This is a genomic window from Vreelandella sulfidaeris Esulfide1 (genome assembly GCF_054072535.1).
In genome coordinates this window covers 364,935-385,156 of sequence record NZ_CM133364.1, presented here as the reverse complement: position 1 = coordinate 385,156, position 20,222 = coordinate 364,935, and the positions used below count along the sequence as shown (strand labels likewise).

At 55.0% G+C, this 20,222-nt stretch carries 18 protein-coding genes and 3 rRNA genes; 11 read left to right on the top strand and 10 right to left on the bottom strand.

What is annotated here, in order from left to right:
• Positions 1-5: 5 nt before the first annotated feature.
• Both ACW44H_RS01870 and ACW44H_RS01865 read left to right on the top strand, forming a co-directional pair.
• Positions 6-1,064 carry an SDR family oxidoreductase gene (locus ACW44H_RS01870; protein ID WP_457506455.1) on the top strand — a complete coding sequence of 353 codons (1,059 nt, stop codon included), beginning with the start codon at positions 6-8 and terminating at the stop codon, positions 1,062-1,064.
• Between the two features lie 207 nt (positions 1,065-1,271).
• On the top strand, positions 1,272-2,216 hold the full coding sequence (locus ACW44H_RS01865; protein WP_457506453.1) for a co-chaperone YbbN: 945 nt from the start codon (positions 1,272-1,274) through the stop codon (positions 2,214-2,216).
• Between the two features lie 16 nt (positions 2,217-2,232).
• Here the strand turns inward: ACW44H_RS01865 and ACW44H_RS01860 are convergent, their stop codons facing one another.
• Positions 2,233-3,399 (bottom strand): MalY/PatB family protein, encoded by a 1,167-nt coding sequence (locus ACW44H_RS01860; RefSeq protein ID WP_457506451.1) that lies wholly within the window; start codon positions 3,397-3,399, stop codon positions 2,233-2,235.
• Positions 3,400-3,437: 38 nt separating this feature from the next.
• Between ACW44H_RS01860 and ACW44H_RS01855 the strand changes: the two genes are divergently transcribed.
• The 6 genes from ACW44H_RS01855 (at position 3,438) to ACW44H_RS01830 (ending at position 6,687) form a co-directional block, all read left to right on the top strand.
• Entirely contained in the window at positions 3,438-3,869 is a 432-nt protein-coding gene (locus ACW44H_RS01855; protein WP_457506449.1) for a hypothetical protein, read from the top strand.
• A 55-nt stretch (positions 3,870-3,924) separates the two neighbouring features.
• Positions 3,925-4,731: a hypothetical protein gene (locus tag ACW44H_RS01850; RefSeq protein ID WP_457506448.1), complete on the top strand. Its 807-nt coding sequence runs from the start codon at positions 3,925-3,927 to the stop codon at positions 4,729-4,731.
• 94 nt (positions 4,732-4,825) lie between these two features.
• Positions 4,826-5,233, top strand: a complete 408-nt coding sequence (locus ACW44H_RS01845) for an acyl-CoA thioesterase (protein WP_457506446.1) — start codon at positions 4,826-4,828, stop codon at positions 5,231-5,233.
• A 42-nt stretch (positions 5,234-5,275) separates the two neighbouring features.
• Positions 5,276-5,602: a hypothetical protein gene (locus tag ACW44H_RS01840; protein WP_113268443.1), complete on the top strand. Its 327-nt coding sequence runs from the start codon at positions 5,276-5,278 to the stop codon at positions 5,600-5,602.
• Positions 5,574-6,095 (top strand): DUF501 domain-containing protein, encoded by a 522-nt coding sequence (locus ACW44H_RS01835; protein WP_457506444.1) that lies wholly within the window; start codon positions 5,574-5,576, stop codon positions 6,093-6,095. Before ACW44H_RS01840 ends, ACW44H_RS01835 begins: the two co-directional genes overlap by 29 nt.
• Positions 6,096-6,144: 49 nt before the next feature.
• Positions 6,145-6,687 carry an LOG family protein gene (locus tag ACW44H_RS01830; protein ID WP_457506442.1) on the top strand — a complete coding sequence of 181 codons (543 nt, stop codon included), beginning with the start codon at positions 6,145-6,147 and terminating at the stop codon, positions 6,685-6,687.
• Between the two features lie 41 nt (positions 6,688-6,728).
• Here the strand turns inward: ACW44H_RS01830 and ACW44H_RS01825 are convergent, their stop codons facing one another.
• Positions 6,729-7,232: a hypothetical protein gene (locus ACW44H_RS01825; protein WP_457506440.1), complete on the bottom strand. Its 504-nt coding sequence runs from the start codon at positions 7,230-7,232 to the stop codon at positions 6,729-6,731.
• 32 nt (positions 7,233-7,264) lie between these two features.
• Positions 7,265-7,759: a tetratricopeptide repeat protein gene (locus tag ACW44H_RS01820; protein WP_113268439.1), complete on the bottom strand. Its 495-nt coding sequence runs from the start codon at positions 7,757-7,759 to the stop codon at positions 7,265-7,267.
• A 246-nt stretch (positions 7,760-8,005) separates the two neighbouring features.
• On the opposite strand from ACW44H_RS01820, the gene ACW44H_RS01815 reads away from it, so the two are divergent.
• Complete coding sequence (locus ACW44H_RS01815; protein WP_113268438.1) at positions 8,006-9,037, top strand: NADP(H)-dependent aldo-keto reductase; 1,032 nt, start codon at positions 8,006-8,008, stop codon at positions 9,035-9,037.
• A 137-nt stretch (positions 9,038-9,174) separates the two neighbouring features.
• Positions 9,175-9,954 carry a peroxide stress protein YaaA gene (gene yaaA, locus ACW44H_RS01810; protein ID WP_457506438.1) on the top strand — a complete coding sequence of 260 codons (780 nt, stop codon included), beginning with the start codon at positions 9,175-9,177 and terminating at the stop codon, positions 9,952-9,954.
• Between the two features lie 13 nt (positions 9,955-9,967).
• Here yaaA and ACW44H_RS01805 read toward each other — a convergent pair whose 3' ends face one another.
• The 6 genes from ACW44H_RS01805 to tyrS form a co-directional block, all read right to left on the bottom strand.
• On the bottom strand, positions 9,968-10,543 hold the full coding sequence (locus tag ACW44H_RS01805) for an isochorismatase family protein (RefSeq protein ID WP_457506436.1): 576 nt from the start codon (positions 10,541-10,543) through the stop codon (positions 9,968-9,970).
• 109 nt (positions 10,544-10,652) lie between these two features.
• Positions 10,653-10,841, bottom strand: coding sequence for a hypothetical protein (locus ACW44H_RS01800; protein WP_113268435.1), 189 nt, complete (start codon positions 10,839-10,841; stop codon positions 10,653-10,655).
• 381 nt (positions 10,842-11,222) lie between these two features.
• A 5S ribosomal RNA gene (gene rrf / locus ACW44H_RS01795) occupies positions 11,223-11,338 on the bottom strand.
• 155 nt (positions 11,339-11,493) lie between these two features.
• Positions 11,494-14,383 (bottom strand): 23S ribosomal RNA (locus ACW44H_RS01790).
• A 309-nt stretch (positions 14,384-14,692) separates the two neighbouring features.
• A 16S ribosomal RNA gene (locus tag ACW44H_RS01785) occupies positions 14,693-16,221 on the bottom strand.
• Together the 16S, 23S and 5S rRNA genes form the textbook arrangement of a ribosomal RNA operon.
• A 431-nt stretch (positions 16,222-16,652) precedes the next feature.
• Entirely contained in the window at positions 16,653-17,852 is a 1,200-nt protein-coding gene (gene tyrS, locus ACW44H_RS01780; RefSeq protein ID WP_457506434.1) for a tyrosine--tRNA ligase, read from the bottom strand.
• Between the two features lie 143 nt (positions 17,853-17,995).
• On the opposite strand from tyrS, the gene ACW44H_RS01775 reads away from it, so the two are divergent.
• Positions 17,996-19,138 carry an anhydro-N-acetylmuramic acid kinase gene (locus ACW44H_RS01775; RefSeq protein WP_457506432.1) on the top strand — a complete coding sequence of 381 codons (1,143 nt, stop codon included), beginning with the start codon at positions 17,996-17,998 and terminating at the stop codon, positions 19,136-19,138.
• Positions 19,139-19,171: 33 nt separating this feature from the next.
• Here the strand turns inward: ACW44H_RS01775 and ACW44H_RS01770 are convergent, their stop codons facing one another.
• Positions 19,172-20,215, bottom strand: a complete 1,044-nt coding sequence (locus tag ACW44H_RS01770) for a type IV pilus twitching motility protein PilT (RefSeq protein ID WP_457506430.1) — start codon at positions 20,213-20,215, stop codon at positions 19,172-19,174.
• Positions 20,216-20,222: the final 7 nt, after the last annotated feature.

Below are 20,222 nucleotides of genomic sequence, written 5' to 3'. Positions count from 1 at the left end.
TAATGATGCGCAAAGGCACCGCATTAGTCGTCGGCGCGACCGGCATTACCGGCGGCAACTTAGCCAGCTATCTCACCGCTAGCGGATGGAGTGTCTATGGATTATCTCGTCGCCCTTCTGAACAAGCAGGGGTCATTCCCGTCGCTGCCGATCTATTGGATCGTGAGGCCACGGCGGAAGCGCTGGCGGGGCTCCCCATCACCCATGTTTTCTATTGCACCTGGGTGCGGCGTGACAATGAGAAGGCGAATGTCGAAGCCAACGGCGCGATGATGCATAACTTGCTTGACGCTTTGCAGGGCGCGGGTTTGTCGCATGTTTCGTTAGTAACGGGCACCAAGCAGTACCTGGGCGCCTTCGAGAACTATGGCAGCGGCAAGACCGAGACGCCGTTTCGTGAGTCAGCGCCCCGCGTCCCCGGCGATAACTTCTACTACACCCTCGAAGACATCATGTTCGCGACGGCGGAGCGGGACGGCTTTAGCTGGAACGTGCACCGTCCGCACACGGTCATCGGCTACGCCCGGGGTAACGCCATGAATATGGGCGTGACGCTGGCGGTTTACGCCTCTATCTGCAAAGCCACGGGCAAGCCGTTCACTTTCCCTGGCTCGCAGGTGCAATGGAACGCCTTGACCGATCTAACTGATTCTCTCGTGTTGGCGCGGCAGATGGAGTGGGCAGCCACAACGCCCGGTGCCCACAATGAAGCCTTTAACACAGTCAATGGCGATGTGTTCCGCTGGCGTCGGTTGTGGCATGAAATTGGTGAATTCTTCGAGCTCGAAGTAGCCGACTGCCCAGAAACGCCGCAGCCGCTCGAAACCCAGATGACCGACATTGCGCCTACCTGGGCCGAGATTGCCAAACAAAACGAGCTCGTTGAAGCCGATGTCACCCAACTGGCTTCCTGGTGGCACACCGATGCCGACCTGGGGCGCGAGCTTGAGTGCGTCAACGACGTCACCAAGTCCCGTGACTTCGGTTTTGATCACTTCCGCGAAACACGCGCAGCGTTTTTCGACCTGTTCGCCCGCCTACGCGCGGAGCGCATCATTCCTTAAGCAATTTCAGAAACAATTCCAGAAACAATGTCAGAAACAGCAGCTCCAACAGGGCGCCTAACCGCGCCCTGTTTCTGCTTTATCAGGTTCACGTAGCTTGAAACCCACTAGCAGTGAGTTTTATTTCCCCCCTTTTCCTTGAATCCGCCGCGGCATGCCTGCATATCATGGGGAACTATTATTCATTTTTTGATATCGAGTCTACCCATGCAGATTATTGATCCCCGCTCAGGTAAACCGCTGACTGCGGATACCGGAAGTGCTGCCGCTACCGCGCCTAACGCTGAACAGGCGGCGGTGCGCCCTGAAGATGTCATTATCGAGCTCAATGCTGGCAATATTCAGCAGGTGCTTGAAGCGTCCATGCAGGTGCCGGTGCTAATGGGCTGCTACTCGCCGTCCAACGCAAGCAGCAGCACCCTGCTCGCGGTGCTGGAGAAGCTGGTGGTTGAGTACGCGGGCGCTTTCCTGCTCGGCAAGCTCGATATTGAAGCAAACCCCGAAATCGGCGGCCAACTGGGCGTGCGTTCAGTGCCCGATGTGAAGCTGATTAGCCAAGGCGGCTTGGTGGATGGGTTCCAGGGTGCGCTGCCGGAGAAAGAAGTACGCGAGTGGCTCAATCGCTACTTCCCAGCCCCCGGCGAAGCGCCGCCTACCCCTGAAGAGCAGGCGGAAGAAGCGCTTAAAGCCGGTGACACCGCCGGGGCACGCGAGATATACCAAACCCTGATGGGCCAGTACCCAGAGCACTACGCCTACCAGGTAGCCTTCGCTCGCGTACTAGTCGCCGAAGGGCGCGGCAGCGAGGCCCGCGAAGTACTTGATAACCTGCCCCCGGAAGAGCGCGATGCAGCACCTGCGCGTGGCGTACGCGCCAGCATCGAGTTTAGCGAGCAGGCACTCTCAGCCGAAGAGATTGCGGCCCTGGGTGATCGCACCGATAGCGAAGCGCAGTACCAGCGCGCCCTGCGCCAAGTGGCCGACGGTCATTACGATGATGGGTTGGAGGCGCTGCTGGCGCTGATGAAGCAGGATCGCACCTATAACGATGATGCAGCGCGTAAAACGCTGCTACAGGTATTCGACGCCCTCGGCGCCGACCACCCACTAACCGTTGCCTACCGTCGTAAGCTCTTTGCGATGCTTTACTAGGGTCTTCTGAAGGCTTTCAATCCCGCTTCAGCAGGGAATCCATGCGAGACAGCGCCGCTTCCAGCTGGGAAGCGGTGGTACCAAAATTAAGCCGCACAAAGCCGGGGCAGCCAAAGGCAGCTCCGTTCGAAAGCGCTACCCCCGCCTCTTTTAGCAGCGTCTTGCAGGGCGCATCACCTAACCCTGCCTCGCGCATATCCAGCCAGGCTAGATAGGTCGACTCCGGCGCACTCCAGCGCACGTCCGGCCAATTCGCTACGCGCGCTTGCAGCGCCGCGCGATGCTCACGCAAGACGTTTAACAGCGCCTGGCGCCACGGCTCGCCATGTCGATACGCTGCTTCCGCCGCGACCAAGCCGAGTACGTTACCATCGGGAAGTAGCCCTTTAGTTGCCGCCGCAAAGCGCTCACGCAGTGTGGGGTCGGGAATCACCGCGCAGGCGCTGGTTAAGCCCGCCAGGTTAAAGGTTTTCGACGGTGCCCATAGTGTAATGGTGCGCTTCGCTAATTCAGGAAAGGCCGCGGCTAACGGGCGGTGCTGGGCGCCTTCGTCCAATAACAGGTCGCAGTGCAGCTCATCGGAGACCACCCAAAGGTCGTGGCGCTCCACTAGCTCAGCTAGCGCTGCGAGCTCCTCATGGCGCCACACACGCCCCGTAGGGTTGTGGGGCTGGCACCACAGCAGCATGCGCGTACGGGGCGTAATAGCGGCCTCCAAGGCGGCAATATCGAGCTGCCAAGGCTCATTAGGGGTTGAAGGCGCTTGGAGCATCGCCTGCTGGGGTAGTCGCCCAGTTCGCTTTGCAACCTCTAAAAATGGCGGGTAGATCGGCGCCACCGTCAACACACCGTCGCCTGGTTCGGTCAGCGCTAACGCGGCCAGGTGCAAGGCCGGCACGACACCCGGTAGCCACTGCTGCCACTCCGGCTGAATGGGCCAGTCGTAATGGTGGGCGCTCCACTGGCACAGGGTTTCTGTTAACGTAGCGGGCACTTCGCCATAGCCATAGACACCGTGGGCCACGCGCGCCTGCAGTGCATCGATCACCGCTGGCGGGGAGCGAAAATCCATATCGGCGACCCAAAGAGGCAGTACGTCGTCGCCGTAGCGTTGCCATTTTTGCGATGCCCAGCCACCTTCTGGGTGGCGTCGTTCCACAGGCGTGGCAAAATCGTAGACCATGAAACATCTCACTCATTCAATAGGGGGTTGTGCCAAGCATGCCGCAAGATGACTTTTATACCAAGATGCGGGCGGGGCTATCGGCGCTGTTGCGGCAATGGCGCTCGCTTGGCCAAGCGAATACGGATCAGCTAGCGCTCATTTTGGCCGAAACAGCACGGGTAGCTAAATTAGGCACGCCCGACGCCACGCCCAGCGGCGCGACCCTGGAGCATTGGAGCCAAGATGAGCTCGGTGAAATGCCGCTATGGGCGCCGCGCACTGCGGTCTTTCTGCTCAATCAAATGCCCGCTCGTCCGACCCCCGATAGCGACGCCGAAGCCTGCGCCTGGGCGTACTGCTGGTTGCGCAACCGCTCGTTTGATTCACTGCAAGCGGCGCAGGAGGCGCTCCCCGCGCACTTGCAAGCGCCTCTACAAGACGCGCTTGAAGCCGCTTGGCGCGACCAGCAAGGCCTGCGTTTGGTTTAATTAACAAGCTCGCAGGCTGACAGCCCCCAAACAATAACAGTAAGGATGACGCCGCATGATTGAAGTCCCTCTCACTTGGCAGCTCGCGAAATTAGGGCTCTCGATCAGCATGGTGCTGGGGCTAGGCGCGATTGCGGTGCGCGCAAGCCCGCGCATGGCGGGCCTGCTAGCGGGCTACCCATTAGGCACGGCGTTGGCACTATTTTTTATCGGCTTGGAAAGTTCCCCTCAGTTTGCGACCCAAAGTGCGGTGCATACCCTGGCAGGCTTTACGGCCACAATGGCGCTAGGGGCCGGTTATTGGGTGGCAGGGCGACAGCCGGGCGTTAAAGGTGTTATTGGCGGCGTGACGGGCGGTTTGGTTGCTTGGCTCGCCGTTAGCACACTACTCGCTCAGCTTAACTTCACGCGCCTGAGCGGCACGCTGGTGACACTGTGCGCTATTGCTCTGTTCAGCGGCTTATTTCGCAACATTGCTGATGTCAGGATACCCGCCAGCCGAACATTCTCGTTACCGGCGCTTGCCGCCCGCGCCGCACTTGCCACCGTGATTATATTTACCATTACCAGCCTAGCCCACTGGCTGCCGCCCGCCTGGGCAGGAACGTTGGCAGCATTCCCTGTCACGATGCTGCCTTTTTTGCTGATCCTACACCTGAACCATGGAGCAGCACCGGTGGCGACTGTCATCAAGCACTACCCGATGGGACTGGGCTCGCTACTGAGTTACACGCTATGTGTTTCCTATACTTACAGCACACTGGGGTTGCTTTGGGGAACATTGGCCGGCTTCGCTGCTGCCACGCTATGGCTGTTGGGGTGGATGCAACTCACTGCGTGGTATCAACGCTGCACCGCTTGACCAAGCGCTTGCTTGGGTTAATCCTAAACATCGCTGTTGCGACTACCGCTTCCAACCATCGTCTCTAATAACATTGCTAAAATAAGGATAAGCCATGTTTACCCGTACCATTGAGCCCGCCTTCTACGATACCGACGCCTTAGGGCATATTAACAACACCCGGCTGCCGGCGTGGTTTGAGCTAGCCCGTAATGACTTATTCAAATTATTTACCCCTGACTTAAATCCGAAGAACTGGCGCTTAATCATGGCGCGCATGGAAGTCGACTACCGGGCTGAACTGTTTTACGGTCACGATATCGAAATACGTACGTATTTAACGCGCCTAGGCAATAGTTCGTTTACCGTGACCCAGGAGGCGCGGCAGCATGGCATACTCACTAATCTTGGTCACACGGTTATGGTGCAGTATGACCATCAGGCCAAGTGCGCCAAGCCGATCGAGGGCGACCTTCGCGATGCACTCTCCGCCCACCTGCAAAACGCACCGGAGTCCGTCTGATCGCCACTGCCCCGAGCGATCGGGGCAATAGGAGCCAATACGATGGCAATCCGCTACAACCTCTGGATAGACCCTGATAACGTCGTGCAACACCGTACTGTTGAAAACGATCTTGAGCGCTATTTTGTCGAGCGCTTCGCCGACTATCCGCATATCCGCTTGTTCGGTGCCGACCCCTACGATTATGATGCCCCTTTTAACCGCCTTTATGACGTGCTGATGGCACGAGCCGCTGAGTACTGTGAGCGGACGTGGTGCTATGTCGCGTCGCCTGAACAGCTCAACCGCTGCTTTTTCCGTGCCGTTGGCCGCTCCAACAAATTTGTGAGAGACCAACCCGATGGTGATACGCACCAATCAGGCGCCTGACGAACGTCAGCTCGCCATTATTGCTCAGCAGCTTGGCCGTGCACCGCGCGGTATCGAAGCAGTGGCCGCCACCGACGGTGAAGGCACCCCGCTAGTGTTGCGCATGGCCCCCATCGTCGATGGCAAACCCTTCCCTACTCTGTATTGGCTCTGCTCGGATATTCTTAAAGTTGAGATATCGCGCATTGAAGCCGTTGGGGTTATCAAAGCACTGGAACAGCGGCTTCAGGAAGAGCCAGAATTTCTCGAGGCTTATCTACAAAGCCATCGTGATTATGTGGCAGCTCGCTGGGAGTATATGAGCGATGCTCAGCGGCAAGAAGTCGCGACGTTAGGCTATACGGACGTGATGACCGAACGTGGCATTGGCGGTATTACTAATTGGCATCAAGTGCGCTGCCTTCACACTCAGTATGCGCACCATTTGTGCGGTGATAATGTCATTGGGCAATGGATGGACCAACATCATCAGGTCGATCGTTGTCTGCCCTAAGAAATCAGTGATTCATCACCCTTTTATTTTAGCTATAGGGAATAAACGAATGGCCCGAATCTGCGTTTATCTTGGTTCTCGTGAAGGCAATAGCCCAGCCTTTCGTCAGGCAACTACAACGTTGGGGCGCACGCTCGCCGAACGGGGCCATACGCTGGTTTATGGCGGCGCGCGCATTGGCCTAATGGGGGAACTGGCGAACGCAGCACTAGAGGCAGGCGGTGAAGTCATTGGCGTGATGCCCGATCACTTAGTCGAGCGTGAACAGGCACACTTTGGCTTAAGCGAACTAATCCGGGTGCGCAATATGCACGAACGTAAGGCCACTATGGCAGCCAACGCCGACGCCTTTGTTGCCTTGCCCGGCGGGATCGGCACCTTGGAAGAACTGTTTGAGATATGGACCTGGGGCTATCTAGGCTTGCATGAAAAACCGATGGGGTTGCTCAATATCGAAGAGTTCTATTCACCGCTGCTGAGCTTTCTAGACAGCACAGTCAGCCATGGGTTTTTAGGACCCACCACTCGCGAGATGCTATTTGATGAACCAACGCCGAGTAGCCTGCTGGATGCGTTGGAAGCCCAGCTATAACGCTAACGAGCCGATAGCAATCGCAAAACAGGCCGAGCAGCTTATGGCTCTACGAGTCGACGGGTATGCTGGTAGGTCAGTTGCAGCAAACGAGCGTCTTCACCCGCCCGGTGGCGGTGAATGCCCTGTTCGGCAATCATGGCTTCTTTAGTATCGCTCCATAACGCCTGCTGCTCTTCGGTTAGCAAAATCCTTAACGCCTCAAGGCGAAAATGCGGCAGCATACCCGCATGATGGAATAACAGTGAAAGCCAAGTATTGTCATAACCCCAACTATCACTGTAAGCCTTGCCCAGCTCACGTAATTCATCGTTCAACCAACGGGCAACCTGGCGTACCGGGTAACCTTCCTGAATAAGTCGATCACGGGAGATACCATGCAACAGCTCGGCTTTTGGATCCCAGTGTGTCCACTCATCCAATGGTTGAATGAGAAAGGCGCAGCAACTCCCGTCAGCACGTGCGATGCCTACTTCGATGGGATAACTGCCACGTCCAAATCCGGACGCTTCAATATCTAGTACTGTGGGTAGCGTCTCGGACACAACCTTCCTCACTCAACCAAAGTGTGGCAGCGCTATGCGACGGCTACATCATCTAACGGCTGCTGTTCCGCCTGTCGCTGCCAATAAGCCGCTCGTTCACTATCCACGGCCAAACCTAACTCACCTAGCCGGTAAGCACGTGCAAGGCGTTCAGCGGCTAAGAAATGACCTGACTGGGCAGCCCTTGCGTACCAAGTCACGGCATAGTCTTCGCGGCGAGGATACTGCACACATCCATGCTCGTGGATTTGCGCCACTTGGTACTGGGACTTTATATCCCCGGCATGCGCCGCTTCCAGAACATAACGTGCGCCCCGCGCCTTGTCTTGAGGCGTCTGACTGCGATGAAACAGCATATGGCCGTAAACGGACAGCGCATCAGGGTGCCCTGCGTCCGCACATCGCTTAAATAAGCGCATTGTCAAACGCTGGGTACGCTTTGAGCGCGGCAACAACCAGCGATTATGAAACAAACGTTCGGCTAGACGAAATTCTAGCCGAGTAAACAACGTTGATGCCTGCAGCATGGCAAACCACCCTGCCTATCTGATGGAACCTTGGGCTAGCAGCCATCAATAATAGCTACCAACCACACGAGAAACCGGCCTTTAGCCGGTCGATGGGCTGGCAAGCATACGCCTGCCTTCGCAACGACTCAACCCCATTAATTTGCTGCTTTCAATGAGCCTCGCTAACATGCCATCTATACGCCGTTTACCGCGCTGGTATGTTGGCTTTTATATTGGCAATTCCGCCTTCGTAAGGAGATAAAAATGCAAACGCGCCCACTTGGTAGGACCGGCATGGAGGTAAGTCGACTCTGCTTAGGCACGATGACGTTTGGCGAACAAAATAACGAAGCCGAAGCCCACGAACAGCTTGATCGAGCCGTGGCGTTTGGTATCAATTTTATTGATACTGCAGAAATGTACCCCGTCCCCCCTATGGCGAAGACCCAAGGGCTTACTGAACGCTATATCGGCAGTTGGTTAAAACAGCGTGGCGCCCGAGACGATTTGATCATCGCCACCAAAGCTGCTGGCCCAGGGCTTGACCATATCCGAGGTGGGCCGCGGCTAACACGCGAGCATATCCATCAAGCTATCGACTCCAGCCTGGATCGCTTGAATACCGATTATGTTGATCTCTACCAATTGCACTGGCCAGATCGTCAAACCAATTTCTTTGGCAAGCTAGGCTATGTACATAGTGAAGACGAAGACGCGACACCCTTAGAAGAAACCCTTTCTGCGCTAAAAGAGCTGGTGGATGCGGGCAAGGTAAGGGCCATTGGGCTCTCTAACGATACCCCCTGGGGGGTGATGCGCTCGCTGCAGCTTGCCGACAAGCTGGACCTACCGCGGGTCGCCTCGGTGCAAAACCCCTACAACCTTCTCAACCGCTCCTTCGAAGTCGGTTTGGCTGAAATTGCACATCGTGAAGACGTAGGGCTACTTGCCTACTCGCCGCTAGGGTTTGGCGTACTCTCCGGTAAGTACCTTAACGGCGCCCAGCCGCCGAAAGGCCGCCTGACGCTATACGAGCGCTTCAAGCGCTATACCTCACCAGAAGCAGAAACCGCTACGCAAGCCTATGTGTCGCTGGCCCAGCAGCATGATCTAGACCCTGCCCAAATGGCGCTGGCATTTGTTAATTCGCGCAGCTTCCTGACCAGTAACATTATTGGCGCGACCACGATGGAACAATTGGAAAGCAACCTTGCCAGCGAAAGTCTCAAGCTAGATGACGATGTACTAGAGGCCATCGACGATATTCATCGCCGCATGCCCAACCCCTGCCCTTAAAATTGCCGCTCAACTAGCCTTCCAGTGGGGTTATTGGCAGGCTATCGCCATTATAGCCTCGGCCTTTGCCGAGGCTTGGTATACTAAGGCCACTTATAAGCGGCTTTTACTTACCAGGGCACGACCAGGAGCATGCAATGCTGAGCGTTATATCTCCCGCCAAAACGCTGGATTTTGAAACCCCACCGACGACTAAACAGGTTACACAGCCTGATTTCCTAAAACATAGCCAAGCGCTTATCGATGTTTTACGTGACTATTCGCCGCAGCAGATCAGTGAGCTCATGGGCATCAGCGATAAGTTAGCGGGCCTGAATGCCGCTCGTTTTGAAGAGTGGCAGCCTCCCTTCACACTGAACAATGCCAAACCCGCTGCACAGGCTTTTCAGGGTGACGTTTACACCGGCCTGCAAGCGGAAAGCTTTAGTGCGGCCGAGAACCGTTACGCACAATCGCATTTGCGCATACTTTCGGGCTTATATGGCCTTCTACGGCCTTTGGATTTAATTCAGCCATACCGTCTAGAAATGGGAACCAAGTTGCCCAATAGTGCAGGTAAGGATCTCTATGCCTATTGGAAGCCCATCTTGGCTCCTGCTTTAAATGAGGCTATTGCCGATAGCGGCTCCAACGTACTGGTTAACCTCGCCTCTAATGAGTACTTTAAAGCGGTAAATACCAAGCAACTCAATGCGCGGGTCATTACGCCAGTGTTTAAAGATGAAAAAAACGGCACCTTTAAAATCATTAGCTTCTACGCCAAGAAAGCACGGGGACTGATGAGCGCTTGGCTTATCCAGCAACAGGTTAACGACCCAGAACAGCTCAAGGCGTTCGATGTTGCAGGCTATCGCTTTGATGCTTCATCTTCCCAGGGCGATACTTTCGTGTTTACGCGCGAAGAAGCCGATCGCTAACGCGAGCGTCGGCCTAAAAAAAACGTACGAGGCGTGAAGAGCGCGGCTTTAAGAGCCGCTGGTGCGCCTCTTTAAACAGTGCCGTGTCGCAACGATGCAACCATTCATAAGCCACCATATCCGCCGTCACAGCCACAGCGCCGCTTGCGCAGGCACGTTCACGAGCAAGCGAGGCTTCTTGCGCGCGACGGCTAGCAGAGGCGTCACTCAGCCAGTACAGCTCGTAGCCTGCTTCCAGCAACCCTAACCCCGTTTGCAGCACGCAGATATGTGCTTCTGTTCCGCACAGTACAATCTGCGTTTTGCCCGTTGCGTTTAGCGCCTCACGAAATTCAGCTTCCGCCATGGCCCCAAAATGCTGTTTCTGCCAGAGCCGATAGTTATTTAGGCAGGCGAGCAATGACGCCGAGGATCCTCCCAATTTTTCTGGCGACTGCTCGGTTAACCATACCGGAACATCAAGCAAGCACGCCATTTCTCCTAGCCAAGCCGCCTCGTTCACGGCTTCTTGACCACCATCGACCACAGGCAGTAATCCCGCCTGAAAATCGACCATTAATAATAGACTTTTCTCACGTTGTAGCAGCACGTTGCCTCCTTAATTTTTATCGTTATGAGGACAATAATAGTCACGATACAAAAACAAAGCAGCCGCTTTACAGCGGCTGCTTAGCTAACTTAGTAAACACATGCTCAGCCTAGTCTTCGGCAGCATCTTCCATATCTTCACCGAGCTCTTCCATGCTCTCACCGGCTTCTTCTGCACTTTCATCAATATTTTCACCCGCTTCTTCAGCAGGGCCTTGATCATCGCAAGCGGCAAGACCACCAGCAATTAAAGCCATAAATAAGGCAATCGCTAACTTCTTGGCTAATTCCGTCGTCATATTTTTCTCCTCCTGAGATTTCACTTCTAGATACGTACAGCATAATACTAGATGCTGCTTGGCAACAATACCACAGTAAATGCACAAGCTATTGTTCTAGATTGATTTAAAACAACTGCTTTAATATCACAAATGGCGACAGTTTTTTTAAAAGCGAACGCAGTGAAGCAATCTCTGGAGTATGCGGCCGCAGACTTGAGATGGCCACGTCGCTACGCTCCTCGCCATGACATGATTCCTTTTTGCTCGCCAATGCAGCATGGGTGGCACTGGTCGTTGACTCTGTCATCGCGAGCGCAGCGCGGCAATCTGGGGTGAGGTGGACTTTCTTCCAGCCAACAAAAAACCCAGCCGGGTGGCTGGGTTTTCTGCGGTATAAGTGCCTGACGATGACCTACTCTCGCATGGGGAGACCCCACACTACCATCGGCGCTAAGCGGTTTCACTGCTGAGTTCGGCAAGGGATCAGGTGGTTCACGCTCGCTATGGTCGTCAGGCGTAACTGGCTATGTACATCATGCTGACTAGCGTTTGCTCAATTGTGTTCGTCTCTTTCTATCGTGCCGCCATTGCCTATTGGCTTGGCCACACGCTGCGTATCCGGTGTTGTTAATGTCTCGTTATCATCACGACCAGACCCCTTGGGTGTTATAAGGTCAAGCCTCACGGGCCATTAGTACACGTTAGCTCAACGCCTTGCAGCGCTTCCACACCGTGCCTATCAACCAGCTGGTCTCGCTGGGCCCTTCAGGAGGCTCTAGGCCTCAGGGATGTCTCATCTTGAAGGGGGCTTCCCGCTTAGATGCTTTCAGCGGTTATCCCGTCCGACCATAGCTACCCGGCAATGCCACTGGCGTGACAACCGGAACACCAGAGGGTCGTCCACTCCGGTCCTCTCGTACTAGGAGCAGCCCTTCTCAAACATCCAACGCCCACGGCAGATAGGGACCGAACTGTCTCACGACGTTCTAAACCCAGCTCGCGTACCACTTTAAATGGCGAACAGCCATACCCTTGGGACCGACTTCAGCCCCAGGATGTGATGAGCCGACATCGAGGTGCCAAACACCGCCGTCGATGTGAACTCTTGGGCGGTATCAGCCTGTTATCCCCGGAGTACCTTTTATCCGTTGAGCGATGGCCCTTCCATACAGAACCACCGGATCACTAGAACCTGCTTTCGCACCTGCTCGACGTGTCTGTCTCGCAGTCAAGCACCCTTATGCTCTTGCACTCAATGCACGATGTCCGACCGTGCTGAGGGTACCTTCGTGCTCCTCCGTTACTCTTTAGGAGGAGACCGCCCCAGTCAAACTACCCACCACACACTGTCCTCGATCCGGATAACGGACCTGAGTGAGAACGCCAATGATGCCAGGCTGGTATTTCAAGGTTGGCTCCCTCCGAACTGGCGTCCGGAGTTCAAAGCCTCCCAGCTATCCTACACAGGCAACATCAGCGTCCAGTGTGAAGCTATAGTAAAGGTTCACGGGGTCTTTCCGTCTAGCCGCGGGTACACCGCATCTTCACGGCGATTTCAATTTCACTGAGTCTCGGGTGGAGACAGCGTGGCCATCATTACGCCATTCGTGCAGGTCGGAACTTACCCGACAAGGAATTTCGCTACCTTAGGACCGTTATAGTTACGGCCGCCGTTTACCGGGGCTTCAATCAAGAGCTTCGCCTTGCGGCTAACACCATCATTTAACCTTCCGGCACCGGGCAGGCGTCACACCCTATACGTCCGCTTGCGCGTTAGCAGAGTGCTGTGTTTTTAATAAACAGTTGCAGCCACCTGGTATCTTCGACCGGTTCGGGCTGAGAGAGCAAGTCTCGTCACCCTACGCCGGCGTGCCTTCTCCCGAAGTTACGGCACCATTTTGCCTAGTTCCTTCACCCGAGTTCTCTCAAGCGCCTTGGGATTCTCACCCTGACCACCTGTGTCGGTTTGGGGTACGGTCGCACATGATCTGAAGCTTAGAGGCTTTTCCTGGAAGCGTGGCATCAGTGACTTCCTGACCGTGGTCAGTTCGTTTCGCATCTCGGCTTTAAGATCCCGGATTTGCCTAAGATCTCGGCCTACATGCTTTCACCAGGACAACCAACGCCTGGCTCACCTAGCCTTCTTCGTCCCCCCATCGCAACCATGTCCGGTACGGGAATATTGACCCGTTTCCCATCGACTACGCCTTTCGGCCTCGCCTTAGGGGCCGACTCACTCTGCTCCGATTAGCGTCGAACAGAAACCCTTGGTCTTCCGGCGAGGGAGTTTTTCACTCCCTTTATCGTTACTCATGTCAGCATTCGCACTCGTGATACCTCCAGCGAACTTCTCAATTCACCTTCATTGGCTTACACGACGCTCCTCTACCGCTCACACCTAAGTGTGAACCCGTAGCTTCGGTACCTGGTTTAGCCCCGTTACATCTTCCGCGCAGGCCGACTCGACTAGTGAGCTATTACGCTTTCTTTAAAGGATGGCTGCTTCTAAGCCAACCTCCTAGCTGTCTGAGCCTTCCCACATCGTTTCCCACTTAACCAGGATTTCGGGACCTTAGCTGACGGTCTGGGTTGTTTCCCTTTTCACGACGGACGTTAGCACCCGCCGTGTGTCTCCCACGCGTTACTCACCGGTATTCGGAGTTTGCCTCGGGTTGGTAAGTCGGGATGACCCCCTAGCCGAAACAGTGCTCTACCCCCGGCGGTACTACATGAGGCGCTACCTAAATAGCTTTCGAGGAGAACCAGCTATCTCCGAGCTTGATTAGCCTTTCACTCCGATCCACAAGTCATCCAAATCTTTTTCAACAGATCCTGGTTCGGGCCTCCAATTGATGTTACTCAATCTTCACCCTGCTCATGGATAGATCGCTCGGTTTCGGGTCTATATCCAGCGACTGTGTCGCCCAGTTAAGACTCGGTTTCCCTACGGCTCCCCTATACGGTTAACCTCGCCACTGAATATAAGTCGCTGACCCATTATACAAAAGGTACGCAGTCACAGAACAAGTCTGCTCCTACTGCTTGTACGCACACGGTTTCAGGATCTATTTCACTCCCCTCTCCGGGGTTCTTTTCGCCTTTCCCTCACGGTACTGGTTCACTATCGGTCAGCCAGGAGTATTTAGCCTTGGAGGATGGTCCCCCCGTCTTCAGTCAAGGTTTCTCGTGCCCCGACCTACTCGATTTCACATGATCAGATTTTCGACTACGGGGCTATCACCCGCTACGGCCAGACTTCCCAATCTGTTCGCCTAATCAGTCTCATGCTTAAGGGCTGGTCCCCGTTCGCTCGCCGCTACTAGGGGAATCTCGGTTGATTTCTTTTCCTCAGGGTACTTAGATGTTTCAGTTCCCCTGGTTCGCCTCGTACACCTATGTATTCAGTGCATGATACTCATCTTATGATGAGTGGGTTTCCCCATTCAGAGATGTCCGGGTCACAGGTTGTTGCCACCTCACCGAACCTTATCGCAGGCTACCACGTCTTTCATCGCCTCTGGCTGCCTAGGCATCCACCGTGTGCGCTTCATTGCTTGACCCTATAACCCGAAGGAGTCTGGGGTTCGCAATGATAACGTTTCATTTTGCCGGATACGCTTGAGACGTATCACAATTTAAGAGCACTTCGTAAGAAGTGTTCTTGTCAGCATGATATACATTGTTAAAGAGCGACTGCTATAAGCAGTGATAAGCGTTCTTTCATATTAAAAAAGAAAAAGACCTTTAAGACCTTAAAAGCTATTTTTTCTTTTTAACGTGAAAAAAACAGACTCGCTTATCACTGCTCATGTAACAGCATTCTGATCAGGTAATTCATTGTGGACGCTTACTAACTGTGACGCATCGTTTAAGGAGGTGATCCAGCCGCAGGTTCCCCTACGGCTACCTTGTTACGACTTCACCCCAGTCATGAACCACACCGTGGTGATCGCCCTCTTGCGTTAGGCTAACCACTTCTGGTGCAGTCCACTCCCATGGTGTGACGGGCGGTGTGTACAAGGCCCGGGAACGTATTCACCGTGACATTCTGATTCACGATTACTAGCGATTCCGACTTCACGGAGTCGAGTTGCAGACTCCGATCCGGACTGAGACCGGCTTTAAGGGATTCGCTGACTCTCGCGAGCTCGCAGCCCTTTGTACCGGCCATTGTAGCACGTGTGTAGCCCTACCCGTAAGGGCCATGATGACTTGACGTCGTCCCCACCTTCCTCCGGTTTGTCACCGGCAGTCTCCTTAGAGTTCCCACCATTACGTGCTGGCAAATAAGGACAAGGGTTGCGCTCGTTACGGGACTTAACCCAACATTTCACAACACGAGCTGACGACAGCCATGCAGCACCTGTCTCTGCGTTCCCGAAGGCACCCCGGAATCTCTTCCGGGTTCGCAGGATGTCAAGGGTAGGTAAGGTTCTTCGCGTTGCATCGAATTAAACCACATGCTCCACCGCTTGTGCGGGCCCCCGTCAATTCATTTGAGTTTTAACCTTGCGGCCGTACTCCCCAGGCGGTCGACTTATCGCGTTAACTTCGCCACAAAGTGCGCTAGGCACCCAACGGCTGGTCGACATCGTTTACGGCGTGGACTACCAGGGTATCTAATCCTGTTTGCTACCCACGCTTTCGCACCTCAGTGTCAGTGTCAGTCCAGAAGGCCGCCTTCGCCACTGGTATTCCTCCCGATCTCTACGCATTTCACCGCTACACCGGGAATTCTACCTTCCTCTCCTGCACTCTAGCCTGACAGTTCCGGATGCCGTTCCCAGGTTGAGCCCGGGGCTTTCACAACCGGCTTATCAAGCCACCTACGCGCGCTTTACGCCCAGTAATTCCGATTAACGCTTGCACCCTCCGTATTACCGCGGCTGCTGGCACGGAGTTAGCCGGTGCTTCTTCTGCGAGTGATGTCTTTCCTGGCGGGTATTAACCGCCAGGCGTTCTTCCTCGCTGAAAGTGCTTTACAACCCGAGGGCCTTCTTCACACACGCGGCATGGCTGGATCAGGGTTGCCCCCATTGTCCAATATTCCCCACTGCTGCCTCCCGTAGGAGTTCGGGCCGTGTCTCAGTCCCGATGTGGCTGATCATCCTCTCAGACCAGCTACGGATCGTTGCCTTGGTGAGCCATTACCTCACCAACTAGCTAATCCGACATAGGCTCATCCAATAGCGGGAGCCGGAGCCCCCTTTCTCCCGTAGGACGTATGCGGTATTAGCCTGGGTTTCCCCAGGTTATCCCCCACTACCGGGCAGATTCCTATGCATTACTCACCCGTCCGCCGCTCGTCAGCATCCCGAAGGACCTGCTACCGCTCGACTTGCATGTGTTAGGCCTGCCGCCAGCGTTCAATCTGAGCCATGATCAAACTCTTCAGTTTAAAATCATTGTGATCCTTACTTGTCGTCCAAGGACAACAAAAGCGGATCAAACTTGGCTCAAGGTTCAAACGAATTCACTGTGATACTCCTAAGAGTATCGTTGTGTTCGCCTGCCTTGATATTTAGTGATTTGTCACCAACATCAGCAAGCGCCCACATGAATTACCTGATCAAATTGTTAAAGAGCTGTTTCGCTATAGACGCTGCTTAAAGCAACGTGGCCGCCGTTGAACTGGCTTGCCTCAGCGAGGAAGGCGTATTCTACGCATTTCCTGATAGTTGTCAATGTGCGATTTTCGAAACCGCTAACCATCTGACAAACCGAAGGTTTTCACCTTCATTCACCGCTGGTAACGCTTGGCGTCCCCGGCAGCGGATGCGTACTTTACGGATTCACGGCCGGGTTGGCAAGGGCTTTTTAGCAGAAAGTTCAAATAAGTGTCACACGAGCGTAACGCTTCTTGCCTGCTTGAATCACGTAGCTCTTTCCAGTCGCTAGCATGGTGTCTTTAGCCACCACCTCACCGTCGACCTTGACCCGCCCATTACCCAGCATGTCTTTAGCTTGAGCGCTGTTGTTCGCAAGCTCTGCTCTATTGAGTACCGCCGCAATGGGCGCTTGCTCGCTGCCTTCAAAGTCCACCGCCACTTCAGGCAGGTCTTCAGGCAACTCGCCATCAGCCAATTGGTTACCCGCAGACTTATGGGCATTAGCTGCCGCTTCATCACCGTGGTAGCGAGCAATCAACTCACGCGCCAGCTCCATTTTCACATCACGCGGGTTCGCCCCCTGAGCCACGCTCTGCTTCAGTGCGGCGATCTCTTCGTTGGATTTCAACGAAAGCAACTCAAAGTAGCGCCACATTAAGCTATCCGGCATGGAGACCAGCTTATTGAACATGGAGCCTGGCGCTTCATCGACGCCAATATAGTTACCCAATGACTTGGACATTTTCTGCACGCCGTCCAGTCCTTCCAGCAGCGGCATGGTGATAACCACCTGAGGCTCCTGACCGAAGTGCTTTTGAATTTCGCGACCCATCAGCAGGTTGAACTTCTGGTCGGTACCGCCCAGTTCAACATCGGCTTCAAGCGCGACCGAGTCATAGCCTTGCACCAACGGATAAAGGAATTCGTGAATCGCTATTGATTGATTGGCCTTGTAGCGCTTTTCAAAATCATCGCGCTCCAGCATGCGGGCAACGGTACTTTGCGCCGCTAGCTCGATCATTTTGGCGGCGGAGAGCTCACCAAACCACTCGGCATTAAAACGCACCTCGGTTTTTTCTGGATCGAGGATTTTGAACACCTGCTCCTTATAGGTTTCAGCGTTGGCCTTCACGTCCTCTTCGGTGAGCGGTTTGCGCGTCACATTTTTACCGGTGGGATCACCAATACGCCCGGTAAAATCACCAATGAGAAATATGACGGTATGCCCTAGATCCTGAAACTGACGCATTTTGGTCAGCAGCACGCTGTGCCCCAGGTGCAGGTCAGGGGCCGTGGGATCAAAACCAGCTTTAATACGCAGCTTACGGCCTGAGGCTAGCTTCTTTTTCAACTCATCCTCAACCAGGATTTCATGCGTACCCCGCGCCAGCAGCGCTAAAGCCTGATCCACCTCACTCATTGCCTCTCTCCACTATATAAGAACCGCCCTTGCCGGACGCTCAGGTGTTAAATAGCCGACGATGTTACCATGCCCGTTCGCCTTGGTTGAGCCTTCGTTCAGCTCTGGCTTGATCTTAGCCCCCGCTTTGTACGAGTTCGCTTATGAAAACGCCTACCGCTTCGCCGCTTTACTATATTGGCCTGATGTCGGGTACTAGCCTGGACGGCATAGATGCAGCTCTCATCGCCATTGAAAATGACTTACCGCCGCGCCTGCTGGCGACTCACGCCGAGCCAATGCCTGATGACCTGCGGAGCCTGCTATTGACACTCTGCCATGCGGAGCAGGTTAGCTTTGCCCAGTTGGCCGCGGCCGAACATGCTTTTTGCCAGTGCCAGGCCCAAGCCGTAAAACAACTACTCGCGCCGCTGTCGGTAAAGCCTGAGCAGATCAGCGCTATTGGCAGCCATGGCCAAACCATCGAGCACGCCCCTGCAGGGCACACGGGTGGCCCGGCTTACACACTACAGCTGGATAATCCTAGTCTTTTGGCAGAGCTCACCCACTGCACAGTCGTGGCTGATTTTCGCCGCCGCGATCTGGCCGCAGGCGGCCAGGCCGCGCCGCTGGCACCGGCGTTTCATCAGGCGCTGTTTGGTCGAGCAGACACGCATCAGCTGGTGCTTAACCTGGGTGGCTTTGCCAATTTAACCTGGCTTTCCAGCAGTGCTGCCGATTCAATCATCGGTTTTGATACCGGCCCCGCGAATGTATTGTTGGATGGGTGGTTTGCATTGCACCAAGGGGGGCGTTTTGACCAGAGCGGCGATTGGGGCGCGAGCGGAAAGGTAGATGAAGCACTACTGGCTCGCTTGTTGTCAGAACCGTTTTTTCAGCAGCCGCCACCGAGAAGCACAGGGCGTGAACTCTTTCATCTGGACTGGCTACAGCGTCACCTCAGTGGTCAGGAAGCTGCCGCCGATGTGCAGGCAACGCTGGCTGAACTCACCGCCGTCAGTGTCGCTCAGGGAATTGCACAGTTGCGGCTCGATGACGGCCCGCTCACGCTCATTACCGCTGGCGGTGGCGCTCATAACACCTTTGTCATGCAGCGCCTTGCCTATCACCTGCCCCGCGCCACCTTCACATCACCTGGTGAATACGGCTGGCCGGAAGACTGGATTGAAGCAGGCGCCTTTGCCTGGCTGGCTCATCAACGCCTGCACCACCTGCCGGGCAACCTGCCCTCGGTCACCGGCGCGTCAGGGCCGCGAGTGCTGGGTGGTATTTACGCCAGCGAATGAACGAAGCCACTATCCGTGCGTGGCGCACGCGGATTACTCATCGATCGACGAGAGTGTACCTTTCGCCTGCGCCTGAGCATCTTCGATGCTCACCACGCCTTCTTTCACTAACCGCGACAGCGCGGCATCCAGCGTTTGCATGCCCATGCTGCCGCCGGTTTGAATTGCGGAGTAAATCTGCGCCACCTTGTCTTCTCGAATGAGATTACGCACTGCTGAGGTGGCAATCAGCACCTCATGCGCCGCCACACGCCCGCCGCCCTGACGTTTAAGCAACGATTGAGACACCACCGCCTGGAGCGATTCCGACAACATCGAGCGCACCATGGCCTTCTCTTCGCCGGGGAAGACATCAATAATCCGATCAATGGTTTTTGCCGCCGATGTGGTGTGCAGCGTTCCTAACACCAAATGCCCCGTTTCAGCAGCGGTTAACGCTAGTCGAATTGTTTCCAGATCACGTAGCTCGCCGACCAGAATGACATCCGGGTCCTCACGCAGTGCGCTTCGCAGCGCGTCGGCAAAGCTATGGGTGTCGCGGTGCACTTCGCGTTGGTTAATCAAACAGCGCTTACTGGCGTGCACAAACTCAACAGGATCTTCAATGGTAAGGATGTGCTCGTAGCGGTGGTCGTTAATGTAGTCAATCATCGCGGCTAGAGTGGTGCTTTTGCCCGAACCGGTCGGCCCGGTCACCAGCACCAAGCCACGCGGTAGCATTGCCAGGCGCTCAAATACCTCGCCAAGACCTAGGGCCTGGAGGGAGAGCACCTGGCTGGGAATGGTGCGGAATACCGCCCCTGCACCGCGAGCCTGCGTAAATGCGTTAACACGAAAGCGCGCAACGCCAGGCACCTCAATGGAAAAATCAATTTCCAAGTGTTCTTCATAGTCGCGCCGCTGGCTATCGTTCATGATGTCGTAGATCAATTTGCGCACATCGTTATTATCGATAGCGGGCACATTGAGCCGACGAATGTCGCCATCAACACGTATCATAGGCGGCAAACCGGCCGAAAGGTGCAAGTCAGAGGCATTCTGCTTTGCCGAGAATGCTAGCAGTTCGGTAATATCCATCTCTCTT